Annotated in this window: 17 protein-coding genes and 1 pseudogene; 4 read left to right on the top strand and 14 right to left on the bottom strand. The window is 63.6% G+C overall.

All coding sequences use genetic code 11. The features are described 5' to 3' along the window. The first annotated feature begins 5 nt into the window (after positions 1 to 5). Positions 6 to 1,226 (top strand): acyl-CoA dehydrogenase family protein, encoded by a 1,221-nt coding sequence (locus NKJ09_RS02505; protein ID WP_352482611.1) that lies wholly within the window; start codon positions 6 to 8, stop codon positions 1,224 to 1,226. Between the two features lie 8 nt (positions 1,227 to 1,234). Continuing rightward, complete coding sequence (locus NKJ09_RS02500; RefSeq protein WP_352482681.1) at positions 1,235 to 2,497, top strand: FAD-dependent oxidoreductase; 1,263 nt, start codon at positions 1,235 to 1,237, stop codon at positions 2,495 to 2,497. 32 nt (positions 2,498 to 2,529) lie between these two features. Here NKJ09_RS02500 and NKJ09_RS02495 read toward each other — a convergent pair. Both NKJ09_RS02495 and NKJ09_RS02490 read right to left on the bottom strand, forming a co-directional pair. After that, a pseudogene (locus tag NKJ09_RS02495) lies at positions 2,530 to 3,620 on the bottom strand (rhodanese-like domain-containing protein). Further along, on the bottom strand, positions 3,617 to 4,975 hold the full coding sequence (locus tag NKJ09_RS02490) for an LLM class flavin-dependent oxidoreductase (RefSeq protein ID WP_023717662.1): 1,359 nt from the start codon (positions 4,973 to 4,975) through the stop codon (positions 3,617 to 3,619). Before NKJ09_RS02490 ends, NKJ09_RS02495 begins: the two are co-directional and overlap by 4 nt. A gap of 198 nt (positions 4,976 to 5,173) precedes the next feature. On the opposite strand from NKJ09_RS02490, the gene NKJ09_RS02485 reads away from it, so the two are divergent. Then, entirely contained in the window at positions 5,174 to 6,610 is a 1,437-nt protein-coding gene (locus NKJ09_RS02485) for an FAD/NAD(P)-binding protein (RefSeq protein WP_051409613.1), read from the top strand. A 79-nt stretch (positions 6,611 to 6,689) separates the two neighbouring features. Here the strand turns inward: NKJ09_RS02485 and NKJ09_RS02480 are convergent, their stop codons facing one another. After that, positions 6,690 to 8,285: an ABC transporter substrate-binding protein gene (locus tag NKJ09_RS02480; protein ID WP_352494628.1), complete on the bottom strand. Its 1,596-nt coding sequence runs from the start codon at positions 8,283 to 8,285 to the stop codon at positions 6,690 to 6,692. 95 nt (positions 8,286 to 8,380) lie between these two features. Beyond that, positions 8,381 to 9,976 carry an ABC transporter substrate-binding protein gene (locus tag NKJ09_RS02475; protein WP_352494627.1) on the bottom strand — a complete coding sequence of 532 codons (1,596 nt, stop codon included), beginning with the start codon at positions 9,974 to 9,976 and terminating at the stop codon, positions 8,381 to 8,383. Between the two features lie 348 nt (positions 9,977 to 10,324). Here NKJ09_RS02475 and gcvA point away from each other — a divergent pair, with 348 nt between their 5' ends. Continuing rightward, the gene (gcvA, locus tag NKJ09_RS02470) at positions 10,325 to 11,335 is read left to right on the top strand and encodes a transcriptional regulator GcvA (RefSeq protein WP_352494626.1); all 1,011 of its coding nucleotides are present in this window, start codon (positions 10,325 to 10,327) and stop codon (positions 11,333 to 11,335) included. Between the two features lie 33 nt (positions 11,336 to 11,368). Here gcvA and NKJ09_RS02465 read toward each other — a convergent pair whose 3' ends face one another. The 10 genes from NKJ09_RS02465 to NKJ09_RS02420 all read right to left on the bottom strand — a co-directional run bounded on the left by NKJ09_RS02465 (position 11,369) and on the right by NKJ09_RS02420 (position 22,544). Further along, complete coding sequence (locus NKJ09_RS02465; RefSeq protein ID WP_352494625.1) at positions 11,369 to 12,229, bottom strand: NADPH-dependent oxidoreductase; 861 nt, start codon at positions 12,227 to 12,229, stop codon at positions 11,369 to 11,371. A gap of 8 nt (positions 12,230 to 12,237) precedes the next feature. Then, on the bottom strand, positions 12,238 to 13,332 hold the full coding sequence (locus NKJ09_RS02460; RefSeq protein WP_352494670.1) for an LLM class flavin-dependent oxidoreductase: 1,095 nt from the start codon (positions 13,330 to 13,332) through the stop codon (positions 12,238 to 12,240). A gap of 74 nt (positions 13,333 to 13,406) precedes the next feature. Then, the gene (locus tag NKJ09_RS02455; protein WP_023717669.1) at positions 13,407 to 14,762 is read right to left on the bottom strand and encodes an LLM class flavin-dependent oxidoreductase; all 1,356 of its coding nucleotides are present in this window, start codon (positions 14,760 to 14,762) and stop codon (positions 13,407 to 13,409) included. After that, positions 14,759 to 15,940 carry an acyl-CoA dehydrogenase family protein gene (locus NKJ09_RS02450; protein ID WP_352494624.1) on the bottom strand — a complete coding sequence of 394 codons (1,182 nt, stop codon included), beginning with the start codon at positions 15,938 to 15,940 and terminating at the stop codon, positions 14,759 to 14,761. The genes NKJ09_RS02455 and NKJ09_RS02450 overlap by 4 nt, the downstream gene beginning before the upstream one ends. 4 nt (positions 15,941 to 15,944) lie before the next feature. Beyond that, complete coding sequence (locus NKJ09_RS02445; RefSeq protein ID WP_023717671.1) at positions 15,945 to 16,286, bottom strand: DUF3088 domain-containing protein; 342 nt, start codon at positions 16,284 to 16,286, stop codon at positions 15,945 to 15,947. 7 nt (positions 16,287 to 16,293) lie between these two features. Beyond that, complete coding sequence (locus NKJ09_RS02440; RefSeq protein WP_352762254.1) at positions 16,294 to 17,649, bottom strand: LLM class flavin-dependent oxidoreductase; 1,356 nt, start codon at positions 17,647 to 17,649, stop codon at positions 16,294 to 16,296. A 13-nt stretch (positions 17,650 to 17,662) separates the two neighbouring features. Further along, positions 17,663 to 18,838, bottom strand: a complete 1,176-nt coding sequence (locus NKJ09_RS02435) for an acyl-CoA dehydrogenase family protein (RefSeq protein WP_023717672.1) — start codon at positions 18,836 to 18,838, stop codon at positions 17,663 to 17,665. A gap of 24 nt (positions 18,839 to 18,862) precedes the next feature. Beyond that, positions 18,863 to 20,302: an NAD(P)-binding domain-containing protein gene (locus NKJ09_RS02430; protein ID WP_023717673.1), complete on the bottom strand. Its 1,440-nt coding sequence runs from the start codon at positions 20,300 to 20,302 to the stop codon at positions 18,863 to 18,865. Positions 20,303 to 21,057: 755 nt separating this feature from the next. Then, positions 21,058 to 22,059 carry a LacI family DNA-binding transcriptional regulator gene (locus NKJ09_RS02425; protein WP_031193584.1) on the bottom strand — a complete coding sequence of 334 codons (1,002 nt, stop codon included), beginning with the start codon at positions 22,057 to 22,059 and terminating at the stop codon, positions 21,058 to 21,060. Positions 22,060 to 22,094: 35 nt separating this feature from the next. Further along, positions 22,095 to 22,544, bottom strand: coding sequence for a VOC family protein (locus NKJ09_RS02420; RefSeq protein WP_023717674.1), 450 nt, complete (start codon positions 22,542 to 22,544; stop codon positions 22,095 to 22,097). Positions 22,545 to 22,705: the final 161 nt, after the last annotated feature.

Genomic DNA, 22,705 nt, shown 5'->3' with positions numbered 1-22,705 from the left:
AGCATATGACCTCGACGATCCCCGAGTTCCCACAACTCCTCGACACGGTAGCGAGCCTGGCCGACGACTTCGCGCTGACCGCCGCACATCACGACGCGACCGGAGAATTTCCGTTTGCCAATTTCGGCCGGGTTCACCAGGCCGGTCTGCTTGGCCTGGTCACAGCGCGCGAGCATGGCGGCCTCGGCGGCGGGCTGACGGAAGCCCAGGCGGTGATCGCCGAGATCGGCCGCGGCGAGCCGTCGACGGCGCTTGTGCTGGCCATGCATTACAACAGCCAGTATGCGCTGCGGAAATCCGGAAAATGGCCGCGCCATCTGGTGCAGCGGATTGTCGAGGCCGGCCGTCTTGGCCCTGCCTTGATCAATGCCGCCCAGGCCGAGCCGGGGATCGGCTCGCCCGCCCATGGCAAGCCGCCCGAAACCATTGCCCGGCGCGACGGCAATGTCTGGCGGATATCCGGCCACAAGAACTACGTCACCGGCATTCCCATCCTGAAATGGGTGAACTTGCTGGCATTGACCGACGAGCCGCAACCGCGCCTCGCCTCGTTCCTGGTGCCGACCAATGCGCCGGGATTGCGCGTCGAAAAGACATGGAACGCCGCCGGCATGCGGGCCACCGCCAGCGACGACGTCATTCTGGATAATGTCGCCGTGCCTGCCGAGGACATCACCGAGGCGCAGCCGGCGTCCGAGCCGCTGCGGCGGGAGGAAGGTGCGACGGCGTTCTTCTTTTCGCTGATCGGCGCTGTCTACCACGGTGCCGCCCGCGCTGCCCGTGACCGGCTGGTCTCCTTCGTCACCACGCATGCGCCGGCGAGCCTCGGCGCGCCGCTGTCGACCGTGCCGCACATCCAGGCAGGGCTGGGCGAGATCGAGGTCAGGCTCGCAACCAGCACGCGGCTGCTGCGCTCGCTCGCTGATGACGTCGACGCCGGCCGACCGGTCGGCACCGACGGCATGACCGTCAGGCATGTCGTCATCGATAATGCCGTGGCAGTTACCTCGCTGGCGCTGGAGCTTGCCGGCAATCCCGGTCTTAACAGAGACTTCCAGCTCGAGCGTCACCACCGCGATACGCTGACTGCCCGCTCGCACGCACCGCAGAACCATATGATCCGCACGATCGCCGCCAAGGCGGCGCTCAGCCGCCACGCTGCCAGCCAAGTGGCCGAGCCGCCGGCTGTTGCCGCTGTCAAACCCAGGCTCAAGGCGGTCGGGTGAGCGACGCCATGATCTCCGAACATGTCGAAGTCGCTATCATCGGCGGAGGCCCCGGTGGCCTGACATTGGCGCAAGGCCTGAAGAAGAACGGCATCAGCGTCGCGGTCTTCGAGAAGGATCGCGCCCGCAATGACTACGTCCAGGGTTTTCGGCTGCGCATCCGCCAGCGTGGCATCGATTCGCTGATCGCCAACTTGCCGCCGGAACTCTACGAGGCCTTTGTCGCCACGCTCGGCCGAGCGCCGGACCGCAACATCCTGCTCGACGAAAATTTCGAGACCTTGGGCGAGGACGCCTGGGGTGGCGGCAACGCACTCGGCGAGGCCGACGACACGCATATCGAAAAGTCGGTGAGCCGCATCACGTTGCGCCAGGTGCTGCTTTCCGGCCTCGACGGCGTCGTGCGCTACGGCAAGGTCTATTCCCGCTACGAAGAGCAGCCGGACGGTTCGGTGATCGCGCATTTCGAGGACGGCTCGACAATCCATGCCGATGTGTTGGTCGGTGCCGACGGCGCCCGCTCGCGCGTGCGCCAGCAGCTGGTGCCGCATGCGCGAAGCTTCGACACCGGCGTCAGGCGCCTGGCCGGCAAGATGACGCTGCATGCGGCTGCCCTTCACCAGATCTCGCCGCTGCTGCTCGACTACAATGTCGGCGTCAGGCCGACGGAAGGTCACGGGCTGATGGTCACCAGCCATCGGGTCAATGTCGAGGCATTTCGGAAGCATGGGCTGATCGGGCTGGACGACGACACCCACAAGGACATTGCCGGTTTCCATTTCAACAACACCACCAGCTATGTCTGGTGGAACACCGCCTATGAAAATGACGAACTCGCTACGGACGAAGCGCTGGCAAAGTTCTCCGGCTCGGAGTTGCTCGGCCTCTTGATCTCGAAGATCGGCCACTGGCACCCGGAGATCCTCAACCTCATTCGCTACACCGACCCGTCGACGGTGGCGCTGCTGCATGTCCACAGCTCAGAGCCTGTCGATCCGTGGCCGACGAAACAGGTGACACTGCTCGGCGATGCCATCCATGCCATGACCTATTTTCGCGCGCTCGGCGGCAACACCGCGATCTATGACGCCGGGCTGCTGGTGCCTGAACTGGTGGCCGCTAAACGCGGCGACAAGCCGCTGCTTGAAGCCCTGTCAGACTATGAGGCGAAGATGCTGAAGCACAGCGCCAATGCGGTGCGGTCTTCGCTGACGGCGATGCAGAAGAATGTCCTTTCAGGCCGCCGCCGTCAAAAGGAAGCCGCCGAATAGCTGCCTCCAAAAATCGCCCGACAGCTCCTGCCCTACGCCGCTTCCACCAGGCTGGCCGACTGGAAGTCATGCTGGAGGATGGCGATCTCGTAGCCACGGCGCTGCAGCCAGTGCGCCGTCGTCGCCGCGCGGACACCGAGCAGATCGTCGATCAGCACGACACGGGCGCCACGCACGGCAATGGTTCGATAGGCGACGCCGAGCAACTGCCCGCCCTCCGACGCGATCGAGCCCGGAATGTGGCTTGCCGCGAATTCCTCCGGCGTGCGCACATCGAGCTGGTAGGTCGTGCGCCTCTCGTCCTTCGCCCAGGCTGCGGCCGTCGCCGCATCGATGCGCGGGAAGCTGTCGCCTTCGGCAAGTTTTGCGATGCGCTCCTCGGCGAATCGCTTCGCGTCCTCGCTCGCCGAACCATAGGCAGCAGTCCTGCCGGTTTCGAGCGCAAGGCCGGCCTCGCGCCACGCCTTGGTGCCATCGTGCAGATAAGCAACTTTGTTGGGCACGCCGGCATCGATCAGCGTCTGCGCGCCGATGTGGCGCGCGGCAGGCCGGCGCAGGAGACGATCACCTGCGTGTCCGGCGACGGCACCAGGTCGGCGAAGCGCAGCACCAGCTCAGCACCCGGAACGCTGATGGCGCCCGGTACATGGTCCTTGTCGAATTCCGCCACCGTCCGGCTGTCGAGCACGACCACGTCGGCTTTCTTGGCCTTGAGCGCCGCAAGCTTTGCAACGGTAATGACCGGCGTCCCCTTCTCGTCGCGGATCGCCAGCGAAAAATCGACGCCCGGCGTGTCGAAGGTCGGCAAGCCTTCCACATCGTCCTTCGTCCATTCCGGAATTCCGCCGGCCAGTGCGAACACCTGGCTGCGGCCGCGCTCGGCAAATCGCTCAGCAAGCCGCTTGGCGACGCCGCTGCCGTCATCCGCCAGCACGGTGCGCACCGCCTTGCGCGGGATGAAGCGGTCGATCTCCGCCTCGACCTGTGCTGCGGGCAGATTGGTGGCGAACAGCGGCGAGGCATATCCGACAATCGCGCTGTCTCGGATATCCAGCACCGCAAGTTCCTCGCCATCGGCCAGCCATTGGCAAAACGTCTCCGAATCGATCGTGCTCGCGCTCATGATGCTTTCCTTTCCTGGTGTTCGGTGGCGCCGCGGACCGGACGCGCAAGGCCGAGATTCTCGCGCAACGTCCCGCCCTCGTAAGCGGTCCGGAACAGGCCGCGCCGCTGCAGTTCCGGAATGACGAGATCGACGAAATCGGTGAGGCCCGTCGGCAGGATCGGCGGCATGACGTTGAATCCGTCCGCCGCGCCGCCGACGAACCATTCCTCCATCATGTCGGCCACGTCTTTTGGCGTGCCGACGATCTGGAAATGGCCGCGCGCGCCGGCAACGGCGAGATACAATTGCCGGATGGTCAGGTTCCGGCTCGAGGCCAATTCGGAGACGACTTTCAGGCGGCTCTTCACCGCATCGGAACTGCCCAGTTCCGGCAACGGTCCGTCGAGCGGATGGCCGGAAAGATCGACGCCGCCGAGCAATCCGGAAACCAGGGCGACGCCGACCACGGGATCGACCAGGCGTTGGATGGCGTCGAACCTGTCCTCGGCTTGCGCGCGCGTCGGCGCGACGACCGGGAAGACACCGGGCATGATTTTCAGGGAATCGGCAGAGCGGCCAAACGACGCCAGCCGGCCTTTCAGCTCGGCATAAAAACCGCGCGCCGATTGGATGGTCGGATGGGCGGTGAAGACCACTTCCGCCGTCCGCGCCGCCAGATGCTGGCCGGCATCGGAAGAACCCGCCTGGACGATGACGGGATGGCCTTGCGGCGGGCGGGCGACGTTGAGCGGCCCTTTGACCCGGAAATGCCGGCCGGCATGGTCAGGGGCATGGATGCCATGCCGGTCGATGGCGATGCCCGAAGCCTTGTCGGCGACGAAAGCATCGTCGTCCCAGCTGTCCCACAGCTTCTGCGCCACGGCGACGAACTCCTCGGCGCGGTCATAGCGGTCGGCATGAACGGGATGCTGGTCGCGGCTGAAATTCGCCGCCGCCGGCGCATCGGCCGAGGTGACGACATTCCAGCCTGTCCTGCCGCCGCTCAGGTGGTCGATCGAGGCAAACAGCCGCGCCAGGTGGAAAGGTTCCCAATAGGTGGTCGAAGCGGTGGCCACCAGCCCGATCCGTTGCGTGATGGTCGAGAGCGCCGACAGCAGCGTCAGCGGCTCGAAATGCACGACATGGCCGGTGCGCTCGAAAGTCTCGATCGGCTGCTCGCCATTGCGCGCACTGAGGCTGTCGGCAAGGAAGACCATGTCGAAGAGACCGCGCTCGGCGGTGCGCGCGGCCTCTGCGTAGTGCTGAAAGCTCAGGCCCGGATTGGCGGGGACATCAGGATGGCGCCAGGCAGCGACATGATGTCCAGGGCCGCGGATGAAGGCTCCAAGCTTTATCTTTCGATCTTCAGTCATTGGGGCTCTTCGGGGGCGTTTCTCGGGCTGGTCGCAAAGGCCTTTCATCTCTAACGCCTGCCAGACCCGCTGAGCGAAAGAATGCCTTTCGCCAGCTGGCAATTATTGTTTTTTGACATCGGGTTATGGGACAGCACGATGGTCGCTGCCGGGGTGATGGGCTAGAGCCACGGACCGCCGGCGTCGTAAGGGTCCTTGATGCTTCATACTTCTTCCTCCCCGCGTTCGATCCCTCGTTCAATCATCATTGTAGGCGGCGGCTTTGCCGGCGCGGTTACCGCGATCAAGCTGCTTGACCGTTCGACCGAACCACTGGCGATCACCATCATCGAGCGCCGGGCGGAGCTCGGTCGCGGCGTTGCCTACAGCACCGTCGATCCACAACATCTGGTCAACGGCGCCGCGCGCATCTTCTCGCTGCATCCGGACGATTCCGATCACCTCGTTCGCTGGCTCGTGGCGAATGGGCCTGAGCATGGCTGGACGCCGCCCGAAGATGTCCCGGACTCCAGCCCGCCGCGTTGGCTATTCGGCAGCTATGTCCAGTCCGAACTGACGAGAGCCGTCAGAGAAGCGGACGGGCGTTCCTCGCTGCGCCACGTCAAGGCGTCCGCCATCGACATGCTGACCGGTCCATCGGGTGTCTGCGTCGGCACCAGCGATGGCCAGCAATTGCCGGCCGACGAGGCGGTGCTGGCAACCGGAGTGTTCCAGAGCGAGCCATCCGCCACGGAAGCAGCCATCGTCAGCGATCCCCGCTATGTCGCCAATCCCTGGGATCCGGCGGCACTCGACCGGCTAGCCGGCAGCAAGGAACTGCTGCTGATCGGGTCCAGCCTGAGCATGGTCGACGTCGTCGCCAGCATGGAAGCGCGCGGCTTCGAGGGCAGCTACCGTGTCGTGTCGCGGCGGGGACAGATTGTCGAGCCACGGCGCAACACCGAGGCATGGCGCGACTTTCTCGCCGAGCGTCCGTTGCCGAAAACCACCAGGGCGCTTCTCGTACTGGTCAAGGCCGAACGCCGGGCAATCGAAGCCACCGGCCTGGACTGGCAAGGACTGCCGCTGACGATCCGGCCATGGATCCTGGCTCTGTGGCAAGGCGCTACCGACAGGGAGCGTCTAAAGTTCACACGCCATCTGCGCGCCTTCTGGGACGTCACCGCGCACCGGGCGGCGCCGCCGAGCTTTGAGCGCGTTGCGCTGGCGCGAAGCCAAGGCCGATGGGTGGGTGGAGCTGGACGGGTGCTGGCACTCCATCCGCAGGCCGACGGCATTGCCGCTGAGATCCGCTGGCGCGATAGCGGCGCGGTCGAACGGCTGCGTTTCGATGGTGTCGTCAACTGCCGCGGCCATCAGGAGCATGACTGGCGGCGGGTCGCCGATCCATTCGTCCAAAGCCTGCTGGATAACGGCATCGTCAGGCCGCATGCGACCGGCTTCGGCATCGACGCGACGCATGGCGGCCAAGTGATTGCCGGTAACGGCAAGACCCACGGCAATCTGTTTGCCGTCGGCCATCCGCTGCGCGGCGTTGCCTGGGAATCGAGTTCCATCAGTGAACAGCTGGCGCAGGCCATCGCCCTGGCTGGCCTTCTGGTCGGCGCCAGCCCAAGGCTGCGTGCTCTGGCCTGAGATTGCAGCCCCACAAATGACAGAAACGAAAAAGGGCCGCATCGACATGCGGCCCTTTTCTTTTCGGTCATCCGCTGGTTCAGGCGTTCGGATCGATATAGGCGTCGGCGAAACTGGCCGACAGGCCTTCCGCACCCGGCGCGTAGTTCTTGACGGTTTTGCGGGCGATGATGATGGTCGGCGGTGCGATCAAATTGATGATCGGCAACTCGTCGGCGATGATCTCCTGGAACCTGAAAAACAGCTGCTTGCGTTTGGCTTCGTCGAGCTCGACGGAAGCGGCTTCCAGCAGTCGGTCGACCTCAGGGTTCTCGTAGTGCGCGCCGTTCGAGAACGGCAGCCCGATCTTGATGTTCTTCGACCAGTAGAGCCGCTGTGCGCCGGCGCTCGGGTCAAAGATGTTGCCGCAGGATTCCGTCGACAGGTCCCAGGTCCGGTCGGTGTAGATGGTTTTGACATAGGTGCCGAAGTCGAATTTCTGGATCTCGGCGTCGATGCCGATCTTCGCCAACGCCTGTTTGAGGAAGTCGGCATAGCCCCACGGGTTATACGGGTTGTTGGTGAGCCTGAGCTTGAAGCGGATGCCGTCCGCTCCCCGCTTGAAGCCCGCCTCGTCGAGCAGTTTTTCCGACAGCGCCGTATCGACGGTCGCGGCCTTCACATCGGGATCGAAATACTTCTTGTTGACGACACTGATCGGCGTCGGCGACACCTGCCCATAGCCGTAGAACACGATGGCATTCACCGCGTCGAGGTCGATCGCGTGCGCGATTGCCTGACGGACTTTCTTCTCCTTCAGGATCGGGTTTTCGAGGTTGATGATCAGCTGGTGCAGCGGGCCGCTATAGGCGAAGACCGTGCTGTCGACGACGAATTGCGGCAGCGCCTTGAAACGCTCCAGATCGGCGAACGCCACCGGGTTCGGCCCGATGTCGACCTCGCCCGTCTCCAGCGCTGCGGCACGCGCGCCGGGATCGGTGATGAAGCGGAAGATGATCCGGTCGAGATAGGGTTTGGGCGCATCCCAATAGGTCGGATTCTTTTCGACGATGATGTGGCTGCCCTTCACCCATTCCTTCAGCACGAACGGTCCGCTGCCGATGATCTGCTCGAAAGACGGATCGTCGGCCGGCTTCAGCTTCTCGTAGATGTGCTTGGGCACGACAGGCGATTCCGTCGCGGCCAGGCCAGAGATCAGCGCGGCGGACGGTTTCGACAATTTGATCTTCACGACATGCGGGTCCGACGTGTCGATGTCGGTGACATTCTGGAAGGTGATGCGCCCGCGCGGATGGGCTTCGCGCAGCCGCGAGATCGAAAAGGCCACGTCCTGCGATGTCAGGTCGTGGCCATCGCTGAATTTCACCCCCTCGCGCAGCTTGAAGACATATTCGAGCCCGTCGTCGCTGATCGACCATTCGGTGGCCAGTTGCGGCCTTGGATTGAGGTCGTAGTCGTAAGCGAGTAGGCCGTCGAAAATCTTCGGGCCGATGGTGGCCGGCCCGCCGGCGCTGGTGTTGATGGAAACGATCTGGTTGGGCTCGGGATAGTAGACGAAGTTGAGCGTGCCGCCGGCCACCGGCTTTGCGTCTTGCGCGAAGGCCCCGGCGGGAAGCGCGGTACTCGCGCCGGCCAGCAGCAGGAACTGATTGAATAGGCGTCGGTTGATGGTCATGGTCGGTACTCCGCGTTTGCGCGATTTGTCTTTCATGGAGAAAAGTCGGATCGGCGGCTTCACGCGCCAATCCCAGAAAAAGGAGATCCAAATGCTTATGCGTTTGGCGCGAGCCAGATCTGCGCGAAGCTGTTGTTGATGCCCTGGGCGCCGGGCGCGAAATCCCGGACCTTCTTGTTGGCGACGATCTGGGCGCCGGCGGCGACGAGATCGACCGACACCACGTCGTCATGGATGATGTGCTGGAATTTGTACCAGAGCTCGCGCCGCTTGGTCTCGTCAGGCTCGATCGCGGCGGCTTCAAGGATCTGGTCGACCTCGGGGTTTGCATAGTGGCTGGCGTTGGAGAAAACGAGGCCGATCTTGAAGTTCTTCGACCAGTAGGCGCGCTGCACGCCGAGCGTCGGATCGAAGGTGTTCGACAGCGATTCGATGACCAAATCCCAGGCGCGGTCGGTGTAAACCGTCTTCAGGAACGTCGACAGATCGAGCTTCAGTATCTCGGCATCGATACCGACCGCTGCCAGCGACTGCTTGATGAAGTCGGCATAGGACGCCGGCAGGAACGCGTTGTAGGCGAGCCGGAGCTTGAAGCGCTTGCCGTCTGCGCCGCGCTTATAGCCGGCATCGTCGAGCAGTTTCTCCGCTAGTTTGGGGTCGGGCTCACGCGCCCTGATGCTCGGGTCGTACCATTTGGGCAGTGCGGTGCTGATTGGGCTTGGCGATACCTGGGCGTAGCCGTAGAGCGCGATGTCGACCAGCTTCTGCAGGTCGATCGCATGGGCAATGGCCAGGCGCACCTCGCGCTTGGTCAGGATTTCATTTTCATAGTTGAAGAACAATTGCTGCTGCGGGCCAGAATAGGCGTAGGTGTTGGTGTCGACGACCAGAGCGGGGTTTGCCTTCAGCCGCTCGATATCGGCCAGCGGCACGGGATTGGCGCCGATGTCGATCTCACCGGTTTCAAGAGCCGCCGAGCGCGCAGCCGGATCGAGGATGACATGCAGGACGACACGGTCGAGATAGGGCCTCGGCGCGTCCCAATAGTCTGGGTTGCGATCGAAGATCAGATGGCTGCCGGGCACCCATTCCTTGAGCACGAAGGGACCGGTGCCGATCGTCTGCTCCAGCTTGGGCTGTTCCGCCGGCTTGAACGTTTCGTAGACATGCTTCGGCACGATCGGCGATTCCGAACTGCTCAGCGCCGTGATCAGATAGGGCGCCGGTTTCGACAGCACGATGATGGCGGTGTGCGGATCGGGCGTCTCAACCGCCGTGACATTCTGGTAGGTGATGCGGCCGCGCGGATGCGCCTCCTTCAGCCGCAAGATGGTGAAGGCAACATCTTGTGAGGTGAAGTCCTTGCCGTCATGCCATCTGACGCCCTGGCGCAGCTTGAAGGTGTAGCGCAGGCCGTCATCGCTGATCGACCACTCGGTCGCCAGCAGCGGTTTCGGGCTGAGGTCATAGGCGAAATCAAGCAGGCCTTCATTGACCTTGGGACCGATGGCCTGGCCGGTGCCTGAAGAGGTGTTGATGGCAATCAGCGACGTGGGGTCGGGATAGTAGGCCCAGTTGAGCGTGCCGCCCTGGACCGGCGTGCCTTCGGCGGCAAAGGAAAGACCGGGCAATGCGAAGCTCGCACCGCCAAGCAGCAACAGCTGGTTGAAATGACGACGATTGACAGACATGGTCTTGGGCTCCGGAAAACGGATTGCATCCGGCGGCCGAACGCATTTCGGCGCCTCGACGCAATGATCCCCGTGGCGCCGCAAAACCGGAAGAATGATTTTCTATCGTCTGCCGAAAGCGCCGCTTCGCACGACGGTTTCATTCCAGGACCCGGCTTTGGATCCGGCGAGGCTCGTCGCCGCCCAAATCAGCATCCCGACCTTATTCTACAAGAATAGTAGACATTGCGATTTCTTAGATTTCCGTTCCTGCTGGCGCGACGCTGCGGCAAACGAAATTTTCCCCTGCGTGCTTTGGCGCAAAGCCCGCCCTCGTCGCGCCGGGCCTGAACGTGTTGAATGCGCCTCATGGTTGATTTCATTCGTGCGAAAACAAGGAAGCTGCGACCGACGCTGGCGAGACTTCCGCCGCTGACCTCGCTTCGCGCTTTTGTCGCAACCGCCCGCCATCTGAGCTTTACGCGGGCGGCCGAAGAACTCCACGTCACGCCCGCCGCTATCGGCCAGCAGATCCGCCTGCTCGAGGATCACCTCGGCCAACCATTGTTCCAGCGGAACCGCGGCGAGCTTCTGCTGACCTCGGCCGGCCAGGCGCTGATGCCCGGTCTCACCGAGGCTTTCGACGTGGTTGTTGAATCGGTCGCACGCATTTCCGGCGACGAGGAAGATGCACCGATCAAGGTGTCGGTGGCGCCCTCTTTTGCCAGCAAATGGCTGATCCCGCGGCTTGATGCGCTGCGCGATGCGGTGCCCGGCCTCGAAGTGTTGGTCGATGCATCGACCAGGCTTGCCGATTTTGCCAGCGAAGACATCGACTGCGTCATCCGCTACGGCTCGGGCGCCTATAGCGGCCTCGTCACAGAACGGCTGTTTTCGGAAGCGGTGCTGCCTGTCTGCAGCCCGGAATTTGCCCGTATGCACGGCCTCTATCGCGGGCCGGAGGGCCTGCGCGAAGCGCCGATCCTGCATGAGGACGGTCCGGAACGCGATCCAAGCTGCCCGGACTGGAAGGGCTGGCTGCGATCCAACGGCCTGTCCGGCCGCCTTGTCGAAGGTGGCATACGGCTTAGCCAGTCCTCGCTGGTGCTTGACGCGGCTGTTGCCGGCAAGGGCATCGGCCTCGGCAAATTCCGGCTGGCCGAACCTGACCTTGCCACGGGGCGGCTGGTCAGCCCGTTCGGCTCGCCGCAGCCGGTCGAATTTTCCTATTATTTCGCGACGACGCCGCACAAGGCGAAGCTGGCGACGGTCGAGCGCTTCCATGGTTGGCTGAAGGCCGAGGCGCGGCGGCTTGGGGCTCTCGACTTCACGCCGCCAGTGCCGCTGCCGGCCCGCATCGCCATCGTCGCTGCGGAATAGTCTCACCTCGGTCTCGCGAGCAGGCGCGCGCGCCTATTTTAGCTTGAAGCCCAGCGCTTTGAGCACTTCGCCCAGGCGATCACGGCCTTTCAGCGCCGCCGTGCTGCCGATGCGGTTCGACATCAGCTCGGTCCAGTCGACCTCAGGCATCGACTGCTCCTGCTGGAAGGTGCGAAGCGTCTGGTTGTAGGCTGCGAGATCGTCCGGATGCGGAGCTGACTGGTAGCGCTCACGGTGCAGAACCACTGTCTGTGGCAGTCTGGGCTTGATGTCAGTCGCGGCCAGGAGATCGGGACAGCCGACGGTCAAGCCGAACATCGCGACGGTTTCCGGCGGCAGGCCGAGTTCGCGCGCCACCTCCTGCGGATGATTGCGCATGGCGCCGATGTAGCAGGAGCCGAGCCCGAGCGCATCGATCGCCACCACGGCATTTTGTGCTGCAAGTGCGGCGTCTATCACGGCCAGCAGAAAACTCTCCTGATAGTCGAGCCCCTCGCCCGCCTGGCCATTTGCCTTGGCAATGGTACGCAGCCGCGACAGATCGGCCAGCCAGACCAGCAGCAGCGGCGCCTGCTCGATATGGCGATTGATCGCCGCCAGTCCGGCAAGCCGCGCCTTGCGCGCCGGATCCTCGACGGCGACGACACTCCACGCCTGGAGATTGGAAGAAGTTGGCGCCGACTGGGCGGCAGCGACGATCAGTTCCAGCGTGCCTTCAGGCAGCGGCCTGGCCAGATAGTTGCGGACCGAGCGATGCGAAAGGATCGCCTCGAGGGCTTCGTTCCAGTTTCCGGTATGCGCGCTTTGCGGCGCTCGATAACGCCGCCGTAGCGCCGCTTCACCGCGTAGGTCAGCGTCGGAAGGGCGGATGCTGAAGGCGGCCGGCTGTGACATCGTGTTTCCTATTCAGAAGCGCGGCTTGGGCCCCATTGCGCAAAAAGCGGAAGCAACTGATCGCCCTGCCGCTTGATCTCGGAAAGATACGGTGTGTCCGAGAGCACGAAGTGCGTGATGCCCAGATCCCGGTACCTGCCGAGCGCGCGGGCGACGTCGGCGGCCGAGCCGACCAGCCAGGTGGTGCCGGCGCCGCCGCCGCCGTATTTGCCCGGCGCAGTGTAGAGGTTGTCGTCCAGGACCTCGCCGCGCGCGTGCAGATCGAGCAGACGCCGCTGGCCCACCGCTACCGCCCGACCGTGATCGTTCCAGCCGGCGCCCTTGCCCTTGGCCATCTCGTCAACCTTCGCCTCGGCGTCCGCCCAGGCCTGCTCAGTGGTGTCGCGGACCAGCGTGGTAACCCGCAACCCGAATTCCAGAGGCGGGAGGTCTCGGTCGAGTTCCCTGCTCAAGGCTTTGAGCCGCTCGATCCGCTCCCGGACGCCGTCGAGCGGCTCTCCCCAGAAGAGCTGCACATCCGCCTCCCTGGCCGACACCCGCTCGGCCGCCTCCGACGCACCGCCGAAGTAGAGCTTGGGATGGCGACGATCGCAACGGACAGGGATGCGGGGCATGACGGTAGACCCTGTGACCTGGAAGTGCTCGCCGGCAAAGGTCACGTTCTCTCCGGACCAAAGTTTGCGAACCAGCCACATGAACTCTCTGGTGCGGGCATAGCGATGTATCTGGTCGCCTTCGCTGTCGCCATACGCAGCGAGGTTGTCCTTGCCCGACACTATGTTGATACGCACGCGACCGGCAGTCAGCTGATCGAGCGTGGCTACGGCTGATGCGAAGTGCGCCGGCCGCCAGTAACCCGGGCGGATCGCGATGAGCGGCTCGAAGGAGGTGGTTCGGGCGGCGAGTGCGGCCGCGACGGTAAACGTGTCGGGCCGACCCCAGCCGGTACCGATCAGCGCGCCCTTCCAGCCGTGGTCCTCAAGCGCCTTCGCGTGGCTGGTCAGTGTGTCCAGGCTGTTGTGGTCCACGGCGGCCGGCTCGCCACGGTGACCGGGATCGACCTGGTTCGGTATGTACCAGAGAAATTCGGGATCAGCGCTCATTGTCAGGCCTGTATTTTTGTCGGGCATGGAGGTCGATGACAGGACTTTCAGCTCCGTTGTCGTTTGATGATCGTTCAATGGGTGGCCCCGAGCAACCCTGGCGCCTTGTGCGGCTGCGGCGCAAAACGACTTTCGGGCCGGACAAGGCCGAGATGGTCTCGCAGCGTGCGCCCTTCATAGTCCGTGCGGAACAGGCCTCGCCGGCGCAGGATCGGCACCACCGTATCGACAAAGACCTCCAGTCCGGTCGGCAGCACGTCCGGCATCAGGTTGAAGCCGTCGACGGCGCCGGCGACAAACCATCTTTCGATATCGTCGGCGATCTGCTCCGGCGTGCCGACGATGGTGCGGTGGCCGGTGCTGCCGTTCAGCGCCCGGATCAGCTGGCGAACCGTGAAATCGTTGCTGCGCGCGAGCGCGAGTGTGGCCTTGAAGAAGGTGTGGCCGCCATTGGGGGGCAGTTGAATCCCTTCTGGCAGCTTCTCGTCGAGCTTCAGCCGCTCGCGATCGATGCCGAGCACGCCGGACAGCCGCCCAAGGCTGTAGTCGAGCGGGATGCGATCCCACAGCTCTTCTTGCCGCCGCTCCGCTTCCCCCTCGGTGCTGCCGATGATGGTGGCCAGGCCGGCAAGGTTGAGCGGCACGCCGCCGGTGCGGCCGTAAATCTGGGCGCGTGTCTTCAGCTCTTGTGCATAGGAAAGCGCTTCTTCGAGGGATTGAGAGGCCGAGAAGACGGCTTCGGCGTGGCGTGCGGCGAGCTCCTTGCCGTCATCGGAACCGCCGGCCTGGATGACCACCGGATGCCCTTGCGGCGAACGCGGCACATTGTGCGGCCCATGCACCGAAAAATGCGCGCCCTTGTGCTCGATGGCATGAACCTTGGCGGCATCGACGAAGCGCCCGCCGGCCACGTCGCCGATGAAGGTATCGTCCTCCCAGCTGTCCCACAATGCCTTGACGATCTCGGCGCATTCGGCCGCCCGCTCGTAGCGCCGGCCGTGATCGATCGCACCGGTGAGGCCGAAATTGCGACCCGAGGCGGGATCGGCCGTGGTCACGATGTTCCAGCCGATGCGCCCGCCGCTGACATGGTCGAGCGTCGCGAAGCGTCTGGCGATGTTGTACGGCTCGTTGAAACTGGTTGAAGCGGTGGCGATCAGGCCGATGCGCTCTGTTGCGGCGGCCATCGTCGCCAGCACGATGGTCGGCTCCAGCGACGTGATCGGACGATAGTCGATGCGATCCGAGATCGCCGCCTGGTCGGCAAGGAATACGGCGTCGAGCTTGGCGCGTTCGGCGATCTTCGCCACCTGCACATAGTGGTCGACGGTGAAGGCGGCATAGGGGTCGACGCCGTCCATCCGCCATGCCGCCGGCGAAAAGCCGGCGTGCAGGATGTTGACGTTGAGATGGAGCTGCCGGCTGCTCATCGAAACACGCCGGGCTCGGGGTAAGCGCCGGTCAGATACCAGGTGCCGACGGTGCGGGTCTTGTATTCGGCGGGGTTGTGCAAGGTGTGGATGCGCGCGTTGCGCCAAAAACGGTCGAAGCCGTATTTGCGCACCGCCGAGCGCGCGCCCATCACCTCGAAAATCTCGGTCGTGACCTCCAGCGCGACATCCCCCGCCAGCACATTGGCCGCAGCGACGGCAACGGCCGCTTCGCCGCGCTCTTCCTCGGTCAGCGCCTTGCCGCGGGCGATCGCATGATCGATCGCCGCAGCCGCGCGATCGGCCAGCACCGTCGCCGCCTGCGTCTTGACCCAGAGTTCGCCATACTGGCCCTTGATCCAAGGATCGTCGATATGGCGCTCGACTCCGGAATACATCCATGGGCGCGAACTGTTGATCGTGTAGTCGCGTGCCGCCAGCAGAGCGCCCTGGGCTGTGCCGATGAAAACATTTAGCAAAACGCTTTGCTGCTGCAGCGGCCCGATGGTGCGGATCGGCAACGACGCGTCGACCCAGCCGCGCACCAGCTCGCTGTCGTGGATCCTGACGTCCTTATAGGCGACCTTGCCGCTGCCGGTCTGCGTCTGGCCGATGCCATCCCAGTCGTCGAGAATGGTGATGCCGTCACGGTCCGCGGGGATTGCCGCGAATTTCCTCTCGCCGCTGATCTCGTCTTCCCACGAGGTCGAAAGATAATCGGCCACATGCGAGCCGGAGGCGAAGGGTTTGAAACCATTGACGATCGTCCACTCGCCATCCTTGCGACCGAACAGCGTTTTGGAAAAGCTGTTGCCGGTGTTGCCCCAGAACCAGTCGCCGGCAGCCGAACGCCGCAGCAGATCGGCCGAACGCGGCTCGTCCGAATTGAGCCTGGCGGCGATCAATGCGCTGAAATGGTAGCCGTAGATGTGGCCGATCGAGCCGTCGACCTTGGCGAACTCGCGGCCGATCTTCAGCGCCGTCGAATAGGGTTCGCCGGCGCCGCCGAATTCCTTGGGGATGACGATTGTGAGCAGGCCGCTTTCCTTGAGCAGGCGTATCTGTTCGCTCGGCCTGCCACCAAGCTGGTCGCGCTCGACCGCGTCGCGGGCAAAGATGTCGCGCAGCTCGACCGCCTTGGCGATCCATGGATTGGAGGTATCGGGATCGAAGGTCATGCTGTCACTCATGCAGATGCGGGAAGCCGTGGCGCTCGGCCAGAAGCGCAAGAATGCATTTGGTGTCGTCGGCGAAGGCCTGGCCCTTGGCCGTCGGCAGGTCGGTGGGCGGATCGCCGCCGATGACGAGCACCGGCAGGGACTGATGCCGCTCGCCGAGCGCGTCGATCACCTTGTCCCTCGGCCTCGCGAACGGCACGCGCTCGACGTCCAGTCTGGCGGCGAGATCGGGAAAGGCGGCGAGCATCCCTTCGACCTGGTTGCAATAGGGACAGACGAATGTCCGGCCTGGATGTTTCGGGTCGGAGAAACCCGGCTGAATGAGAAAGAGCTTGTCGCGCGCCATGGTCTGCCTATTCCGCGGCTGCCGCGGCGGACCGCGAAAACCGATTTGCCGGCCGCTTCAGGCCGAGATTGTCGCGCAAGGTCCTGCCCTCATACTCCTGACGGAACAGGCCGCGGCGGCGCAGTGCCGGCACCACCAGTTCGATGAAATCCTTCAAGCCGCCAGGCATGATCGGCGCCATGATGTTGAAGCCGTCGGCGCCGTAATTCTCGAACCGCTCTTCCATGGTGTCGGCGATCTGTTGCGGCGTGCCGACCACCTGCCAGTGGCCACGGGCGCCGGCGATGCGCAGATAGAGCTGCCGAATGGTCAGATTCTCGCGCCGTGCCAGGTCGATCACCAGAGCCTGCCGGCTCTTGCCGGCGTTGGTCTCGGGCAAATCCGGCACGGGCCCGTCGAGCGGGTATGAGCTGAGATCGAAGCCGCCAGCCAGCGCCGACACCAGGCCGAGGCCGACTTCCGGCTGGATCAGGTCCTGCAGCTGTTCGAACTTCTCCTGCGCCTCGGCTTCGGTCCGGCCGACGACCGGGAAGATGCCAGGCAGCACCTTCAGGTCATCTTCCGAGCGGCCATAGTTGCCGAGCCTGCCCTTGACGTCGGCATAGAATGCGGTGGCTTCGTCGAGCGTGATCTGCGCGGCGAAAATCGCTTCCGCGGTACGAGCCGCCAGCTCCTTGCCCGGACCGGACGCCCCGGCCTGGACCACAACCGGATGACCTTGCGGCGTTCGCGGCGTGTTCAGCGGACCGCGCACCTTGAAGTGCTGGCCCTTGTGGTTCAGCACGTGCAGCTTGTCCTTGTCGAAATAGCGCCCACTCGCTTTGTCGCGCGAGAAGGCATCGTCTTCCCAGCTGTCCCAGAGGCCGAGCACCACATCGACGAATTCTTCAGCCCGGTCGTAGCGGTCGCCGTGCTGGATATGCGCCTCGTGGCCGAAATTGAACGCCGCTTCCGGATCGGAAGAGGTGACCAGGTTCCAGCCGGCACGGCCGCCGCTCAAATGATCGAGCGAAGCGAACTGGCGGGCCAGATTGTAGGGATCGGAATAGCTGGTCGAAGCCGTGGCGATCAGGCCGATGTTCCTGGTCGCCGCCGAAAGCGCCGACAGCAGCGTGATCGGCTCGAACGGATAGACGCCGCTATGCGCCTTGCGGCTGGCGACCTCCAGATCCTTCAGCCGCGCCGCGACGCCGTCGGCGAAGAAGATCGTGTCGAACTTGGCCGCTTCCGCCAACCTGGCAAGTTCAATGTAGTCGCTGAGGCTGGTTCCCTCGCCCGCCGCCGGATGACGCCAAGCGGCGACATGGTGGCCGGTGAAGAGCAGAAACGCTCCAAGCTTGAGCTTGTCCTTGCGCCTGGCCATGTCTCCCGCCTCCTCAGCGATACAATCCGCCGACCGGGAATTCCCCGGTCAGCAACCAGGTGCCAATGGTGCGCTTCTTGTACTCGGCCGGATTGTGCAGCGTGTGCGTTCGCACGTTGCGCCAGAACCTGTCGAAGCCGTTGGCCTTGGTGGCCGAGCGGGCGCCCATCACCTCGAAAACCTCGCTCGAGGCATCGAGGCCGATTTGCCCGGCATAGACATTGGCGGTGGCGAGATCGATCGCCGTCTGCCCGCGCTGCTCCAGGGTCAAGGCCTCGCCTTGGCTATAGGCGGCATCGAGGCTTTTCGCCGCCACATCGGCGAGTTCGGCCGCGGCGAGCGTTCGGATATAGAGATCGCCATATTTGCGCTGCACGAACGGGTCGTCCGTGTGCTTCTCGTAGCCGGAATAGATCCAGGGGCGCGATTGCGAGACCGTATAGTCGCGCCCTTCGCTCAGTGCTCCCTGCGCACTGCCGACGAACAGGTTGAGCAGGACCGCCTGCTGGAAAAGTGACGTCAGCGTCTGGAACGGCGTTAGCGGCGCCGCGGGTGAGCCGATCAGTTCGTCGTCGCAGACATGCACATCCTTGAAGGTCACCTTGCCGGAACCCGTCTGGCGCTGGCCGACACCATCCCAGTCGTCCTCGATGACGATGCCTTCGCGATCGGCCGGGATCGCCGCTGCCAGCCGGTCCTGACCGTCCTCCCAGGCGACCTGGATATAGTCGGCGATATGCGAACCGGAAGAAAAAGGCCGAAAGCCGCTGAGGATCCAGCCCTTGCCGTTGCGCTTGGCCGTCGAGGTCTTTGACATGGCGTTGCCGGAATTGCCCCAGACCCAGTTTTCCCGGGCTGAGCGCGTTAGCAGCTGATCCTTTTGCGCCTGCGTGCCGCGAAACAACACGCCGTTAAGCGGCAGATGATGGTAGCCGTAGAGATGGGCGAGCGAACCATCGGTGCGGGCGAATTCGCGCACCACGCGAAGCACCGACAGCCAGGATGCGCCCTTGCCGCCATAGCGCTTGGGAATCTGCGCCGACGGCAAGCCGCTCTCCTTCAGCAGCCGGATCTGTTCGACCGGCCGTCCGCCGGCCTTGTCACGCGCCACCGCATCCCGATCGAAGATCTCGCGCAACTCAACCGCCGTGGCGACGAACGGGTCGGAAAGGTCAGGGCTGAAGGTCATCGGCACTTGTCCATTGAAATGCGTCTATTCCGCCGCGATGGTCTGCGCCGGCCGCCAAACGGCAGAGGCATAGGCCTCTTCGCCGAATTCGGCCGGATGGCTGCCGGTTATGCGGCTCTCATGGCTGTCGAGATCGGCGAGGAAGAGATCGCGGCTGATGCGGGCAACCACGGCGGGCACATCGCGCCTGATCGACGGGATATCGCCGATCGGCAGGCCGAAGCTGACGAAGCCGCCGGGATTGAAGACATGGACATCCTTCAGGAACGGCGCCTCGCCCGGCGCCTTCTCAAGGAATTCATGACCGAGACCGAGATAGGGATGGGCGCCGAAGAATTTATCGCGTTCTGCTTTGGGCGGCGCGTACTGGTCGCGCCACAGGCGGATAGAGGCGGCGAAATCGGCGAATTCGGGCTTGCGTGTCGGGTCGGCGAAATAGCCGGTACCGGCGATGACGAAGTCGAAGGCAAACGTCTCACCGGCGATCTCTGTGACGACCTTACCGCTGTCGACACCGGCCTTCGTCCATGGGGCGCCGAGGTGCAGGTGGAAATTCTGGTGCCGCACCACCCGCTCCACCGCATCGGGTGGCGGCGTCGAACCGGCATCGCGAAACCGCAGCGCCTGGCGCCAGCGCACCGCATCCGGCAGCAGCGGATAGTTGTCATAGGCACCGGGATAGCCGCGGACGCGATTGATCGGCACGCTGGCAATGCTGTTGCGGCGGGCAAAGAGACGCACCGATTTTGCCCCGGCCTCAAGGGCCGTCCCGGCTGCATCGAATGCCGAAGCCGCGGAACCGACGACAGCGATCGCCTTGCCCTTGAGCGAGGCAAAATCGATTGCCGCCGAACTGTGCGCGACGATACCCGGGGGAAGAGCTGCGAACACATCCGGTATCACCGCACCGCCGCTGCCGCCAAAGCCATTGGCCAGGATGATCTTGCGCGCTGTTTCGACCGATCGTTTGCCTTCCGCTTCGAGATCGAGGCGGAAATGCCCGGCAGCCGGCTCGATGCGCAGGAGACGCGTGCCGTAGCGGATGCCGATACCGAGGAACTCTCGATACCATTTCAGGTAACTCGCCCAATCCGTCCGCGCGATGCGGTCGAAACCGGCATACGCTTCCGCACCGTGGCGGGCTTCATACCATGACTGAAAGCTCAAGCCTGGCAGACCGAGTTCTGGTCCCGGCAGGCCTTTCGGCGTCCGCAGCCGGTTCATCCGCGCATGGGTAAGCCAGATGCCGGCCTTGCCTTCGTCCGATGCGGCGTCGATGACCGTGACCTTGCCGATGCCGGCGCGCCTCAGCGCGAAGGCGAAGGTCGCGCCCGTCTGCCCGCCACCGACGATGAAGACATTGTGGTCGATGCCCTCCCGATCCGGCACCCAGTTCTGCGGATCGGGACCGATCAGTCGAAGTGTTTCGCGGGCGTCGTGATCTGGATCGGACGGTAAGGCCATTTCGGTCCCGGCTGAAGTTCAAGCGTTGCGCCAAACTCCGCCTCGCTCGACAAACAGTCCAGAAATGTCTGCTTTGATTGCCCGGTAGTTTTTTTCACTTGCATTGCAACGACGCGCTTTCACCGCCGACCGAATGGGCGGTGGGTGTGGCCTCCCTGAAGCCGGAGCATCTTTTGATATTGCAGCGAGCGCAGGCACTGTTACGGCTCCCGCACAATACGCATGCGTAGCCGGGCATTGGTGTCGAGGACATCAGCAGCGCCGCGTGGGATCAGCTTTGTGTGACGTCCGCCATCTGGCAGACGGCAGATCGCGGATACACTGGCGACGGCCCTCGCGAGATAAGTCAGCGCAGCTATTCAAAAGGCGTCCTAAGAGTGCGGTCGGATACTCCGTCGCAAGAACGGATATGGACGAGAAGGAGAACTTTCGTGTGCAGTTGTTGCACACAAACCCTCATAAACATTTGATTTTATTTATCTATCTTCCCCATCCATCATTGGCGCCACCGCAAGTCTGTGGCGTAACATATTCATTTCATTATCTTCTTAATGTCTCTGTCAGACCAATTTGGCGAGGATGCCCGCCCAAACGTAACCGAATTTACGATTTTGCCGCCGCAACTGAAAGCCCCTCAGCTACATCAATCTTTCGCTGCACACGTAGGGCGCACGAAACCGGTGAGCAACGTCCGCTCCGCCACTGCGCATCGCGCTGCCACGCTGGTCGTGTCTGACGATCGAACGCGCCGTGCCTCAGGTGGATTGGCGGATCACCAGTTCCGGATCGATCAGCGTCACGATCGGCGTCGGTAACGGCTTGCCGATCATCGACAGGATCCGCTCAACCGCATGGCTGCTGACCTCGGCGGCGGCATAGTTGATCGATGTGATCGGCACCGAGCTGAAGTCCGCCGCTTCGGTGTTGTCATAGCCGACGATCGCCAGTTCGCCGGGCACGGAGACGCCCTGCTCGCGACACCAGCGCAACGCTCCAATGGCGAGCGAATCGGTCGTGGCAAACAGCGCCGTCGGCCGCTGCTTCGGCTTCATTGCCTCGCCGATCGCCTGAAAACCGTCGGTCGCCGAATGGCCGCCGGGCTTGACCACGACGAGCGCATCGGCGGGAAGCCCTGCCTCGGTCACGGCGCGAAACGCGCCGTCATGCTTTTCGCTGTTGCCGAGCAGCTGCGCCGCGTCGAGCATGGCGATGCGACGATGGCCGCGCTCGATCAGGTGCCGGACCGCCTTGTAGCCGCCGCTGCGGTCGTCGATCGCCACCACGTCGAGGCCGGCAACCGGAATATCGGCAAGCACCAGTGCGGGATATCCGACCTGACGCACCGCGCGGATGTGGTCGAGCCGGTCGTGGTTGGTCGGATAGATGAGGATGCCGTCGACCTGCCGCGAGCGGAACACGTTCAGCGCACTCCACTCCTTGGCGGAATCGTGGTCGCTGGCGGCCAGCATCAGGGAATAACCACGCTGGGCGAGCTCCCTCTCGAGGAAACGCGACACCAGCGTCAGCGTCGGGTTCATGATGTCGGTGAGCACCAGCCCGATCGTCCGCGTCTCGCGGCTGACCAGCGCCTGCGCGATGGTGTTCGGAAAATAGTTCAGGCTCTGCGCGGCCGACTGGATACGGTCGCGCGTTTCCTCCGGAATTCGCAGACTGCCGCGCAGCGCCAGCGAAACGGTGTTCGCCGAGTAGCCGGTGGCCACCGCGATGTCCTTCAGTCGGGTACGGGTTCTCTGCAAGATCTCGTCACATTGGCCATGTTGCCTGAGAGGACTTAAGCCGGCAGCAATCCCTCTTCGCGCAACCGTTTCAGACCCTTGTACTGAAGGCAATCGGCGTGCATCTCCATCAGCTCGATGCGATTGCCGTCAGGATCCTCGATCCAGGCCTGGCGGTTGCCGTCGAGCCCGTCCTTGATCTGTGCGGTCAGCTTGATGCCGTTGGCCTCGATCGCCGGGCAGAAGCTGTCAAGATTATCGATCGTCAGGCACATGTGATTGACGCCGTTGGCGTTCCAGCCGGGAGCGCGATCGTTTTCCGCGCCGGGAAATATCTCCAAGAACACCTCTTCCGTGATCCTGAGATACACCAGCCAAGTGCTGCCGTCCTTATTGTGAAGGCGCAGCATCTCGGGAAAGCCGAGCTTGTCCCTATAGAAGGCGAGGCTGGCGTCCAGGTCCTTCACCTTGATGGCGGCGTGGCCGAAGCCGGTGATCCCTTTCATGACGTTTTCCTCCCGATAGGTCGAATTTCGTATGAGCGTTAATATCGCCTTTGCTCCCCGCCGCGCGCTTTGTCAATATGAATTCTCACCCGCCAAAGCGCGGGTTTGCTGCGCTGCAGCGTCGTTTTCTCGAATGCCCGGTGCCATTTGATCCCGATTTG

Source organism: Mesorhizobium sp. M0189, from assembly GCF_040322135.1.
Classification (GTDB): domain Bacteria; phylum Pseudomonadota; class Alphaproteobacteria; order Rhizobiales; family Rhizobiaceae; genus Mesorhizobium.
The sequence above is the reverse complement of the archived record's forward strand: the minus strand, read 5'-3'. Positions and strand labels throughout refer to the sequence as shown.

Coding starts and splice junctions, on each gene's coding strand:
- NKJ09_RS02505 (WP_352482611.1), top strand. CDS start 6: ATGACCTCGACGATCCCCGAGTTCCCACAACTCCTCGACACGGTAGCG.
- NKJ09_RS02500 (WP_352482681.1), top strand. CDS start 1,235: ATGATCTCCGAACATGTCGAAGTCGCTATCATCGGCGGAGGCCCCGGT.
- NKJ09_RS02490 (WP_023717662.1), bottom strand. CDS start 4,975: ATGACTGAAGATCGAAAGATAAAGCTTGGAGCCTTCATCCGCGGCCCT.
- NKJ09_RS02485 (WP_051409613.1), top strand. CDS start 5,174: ATGCTTCATACTTCTTCCTCCCCGCGTTCGATCCCTCGTTCAATCATC.
- NKJ09_RS02480 (WP_352494628.1), bottom strand. CDS start 8,285: ATGACCATCAACCGACGCCTATTCAATCAGTTCCTGCTGCTGGCCGGC.
- NKJ09_RS02475 (WP_352494627.1), bottom strand. CDS start 9,976: ATGTCTGTCAATCGTCGTCATTTCAACCAGCTGTTGCTGCTTGGCGGT.
- gcvA (WP_352494626.1), top strand. CDS start 10,325: ATGGTTGATTTCATTCGTGCGAAAACAAGGAAGCTGCGACCGACGCTG.
- NKJ09_RS02465 (WP_352494625.1), bottom strand. CDS start 12,229: ATGTCACAGCCGGCCGCCTTCAGCATCCGCCCTTCCGACGCTGACCTA.
- NKJ09_RS02460 (WP_352494670.1), bottom strand. CDS start 13,332: ATGAGCGCTGATCCCGAATTTCTCTGGTACATACCGAACCAGGTCGAT.
- NKJ09_RS02455 (WP_023717669.1), bottom strand. CDS start 14,762: ATGAGCAGCCGGCAGCTCCATCTCAACGTCAACATCCTGCACGCCGGC.
- NKJ09_RS02450 (WP_352494624.1), bottom strand. CDS start 15,940: ATGACCTTCGATCCCGATACCTCCAATCCATGGATCGCCAAGGCGGTC.
- NKJ09_RS02445 (WP_023717671.1), bottom strand. CDS start 16,286: ATGGCGCGCGACAAGCTCTTTCTCATTCAGCCGGGTTTCTCCGACCCG.
- NKJ09_RS02440 (WP_352762254.1), bottom strand. CDS start 17,649: ATGGCCAGGCGCAAGGACAAGCTCAAGCTTGGAGCGTTTCTGCTCTTC.
- NKJ09_RS02435 (WP_023717672.1), bottom strand. CDS start 18,838: ATGACCTTCAGCCCTGACCTTTCCGACCCGTTCGTCGCCACGGCGGTT.
- NKJ09_RS02430 (WP_023717673.1), bottom strand. CDS start 20,302: ATGGCCTTACCGTCCGATCCAGATCACGACGCCCGCGAAACACTTCGA.
- NKJ09_RS02420 (WP_023717674.1), bottom strand. CDS start 22,544: ATGAAAGGGATCACCGGCTTCGGCCACGCCGCCATCAAGGTGAAGGAC.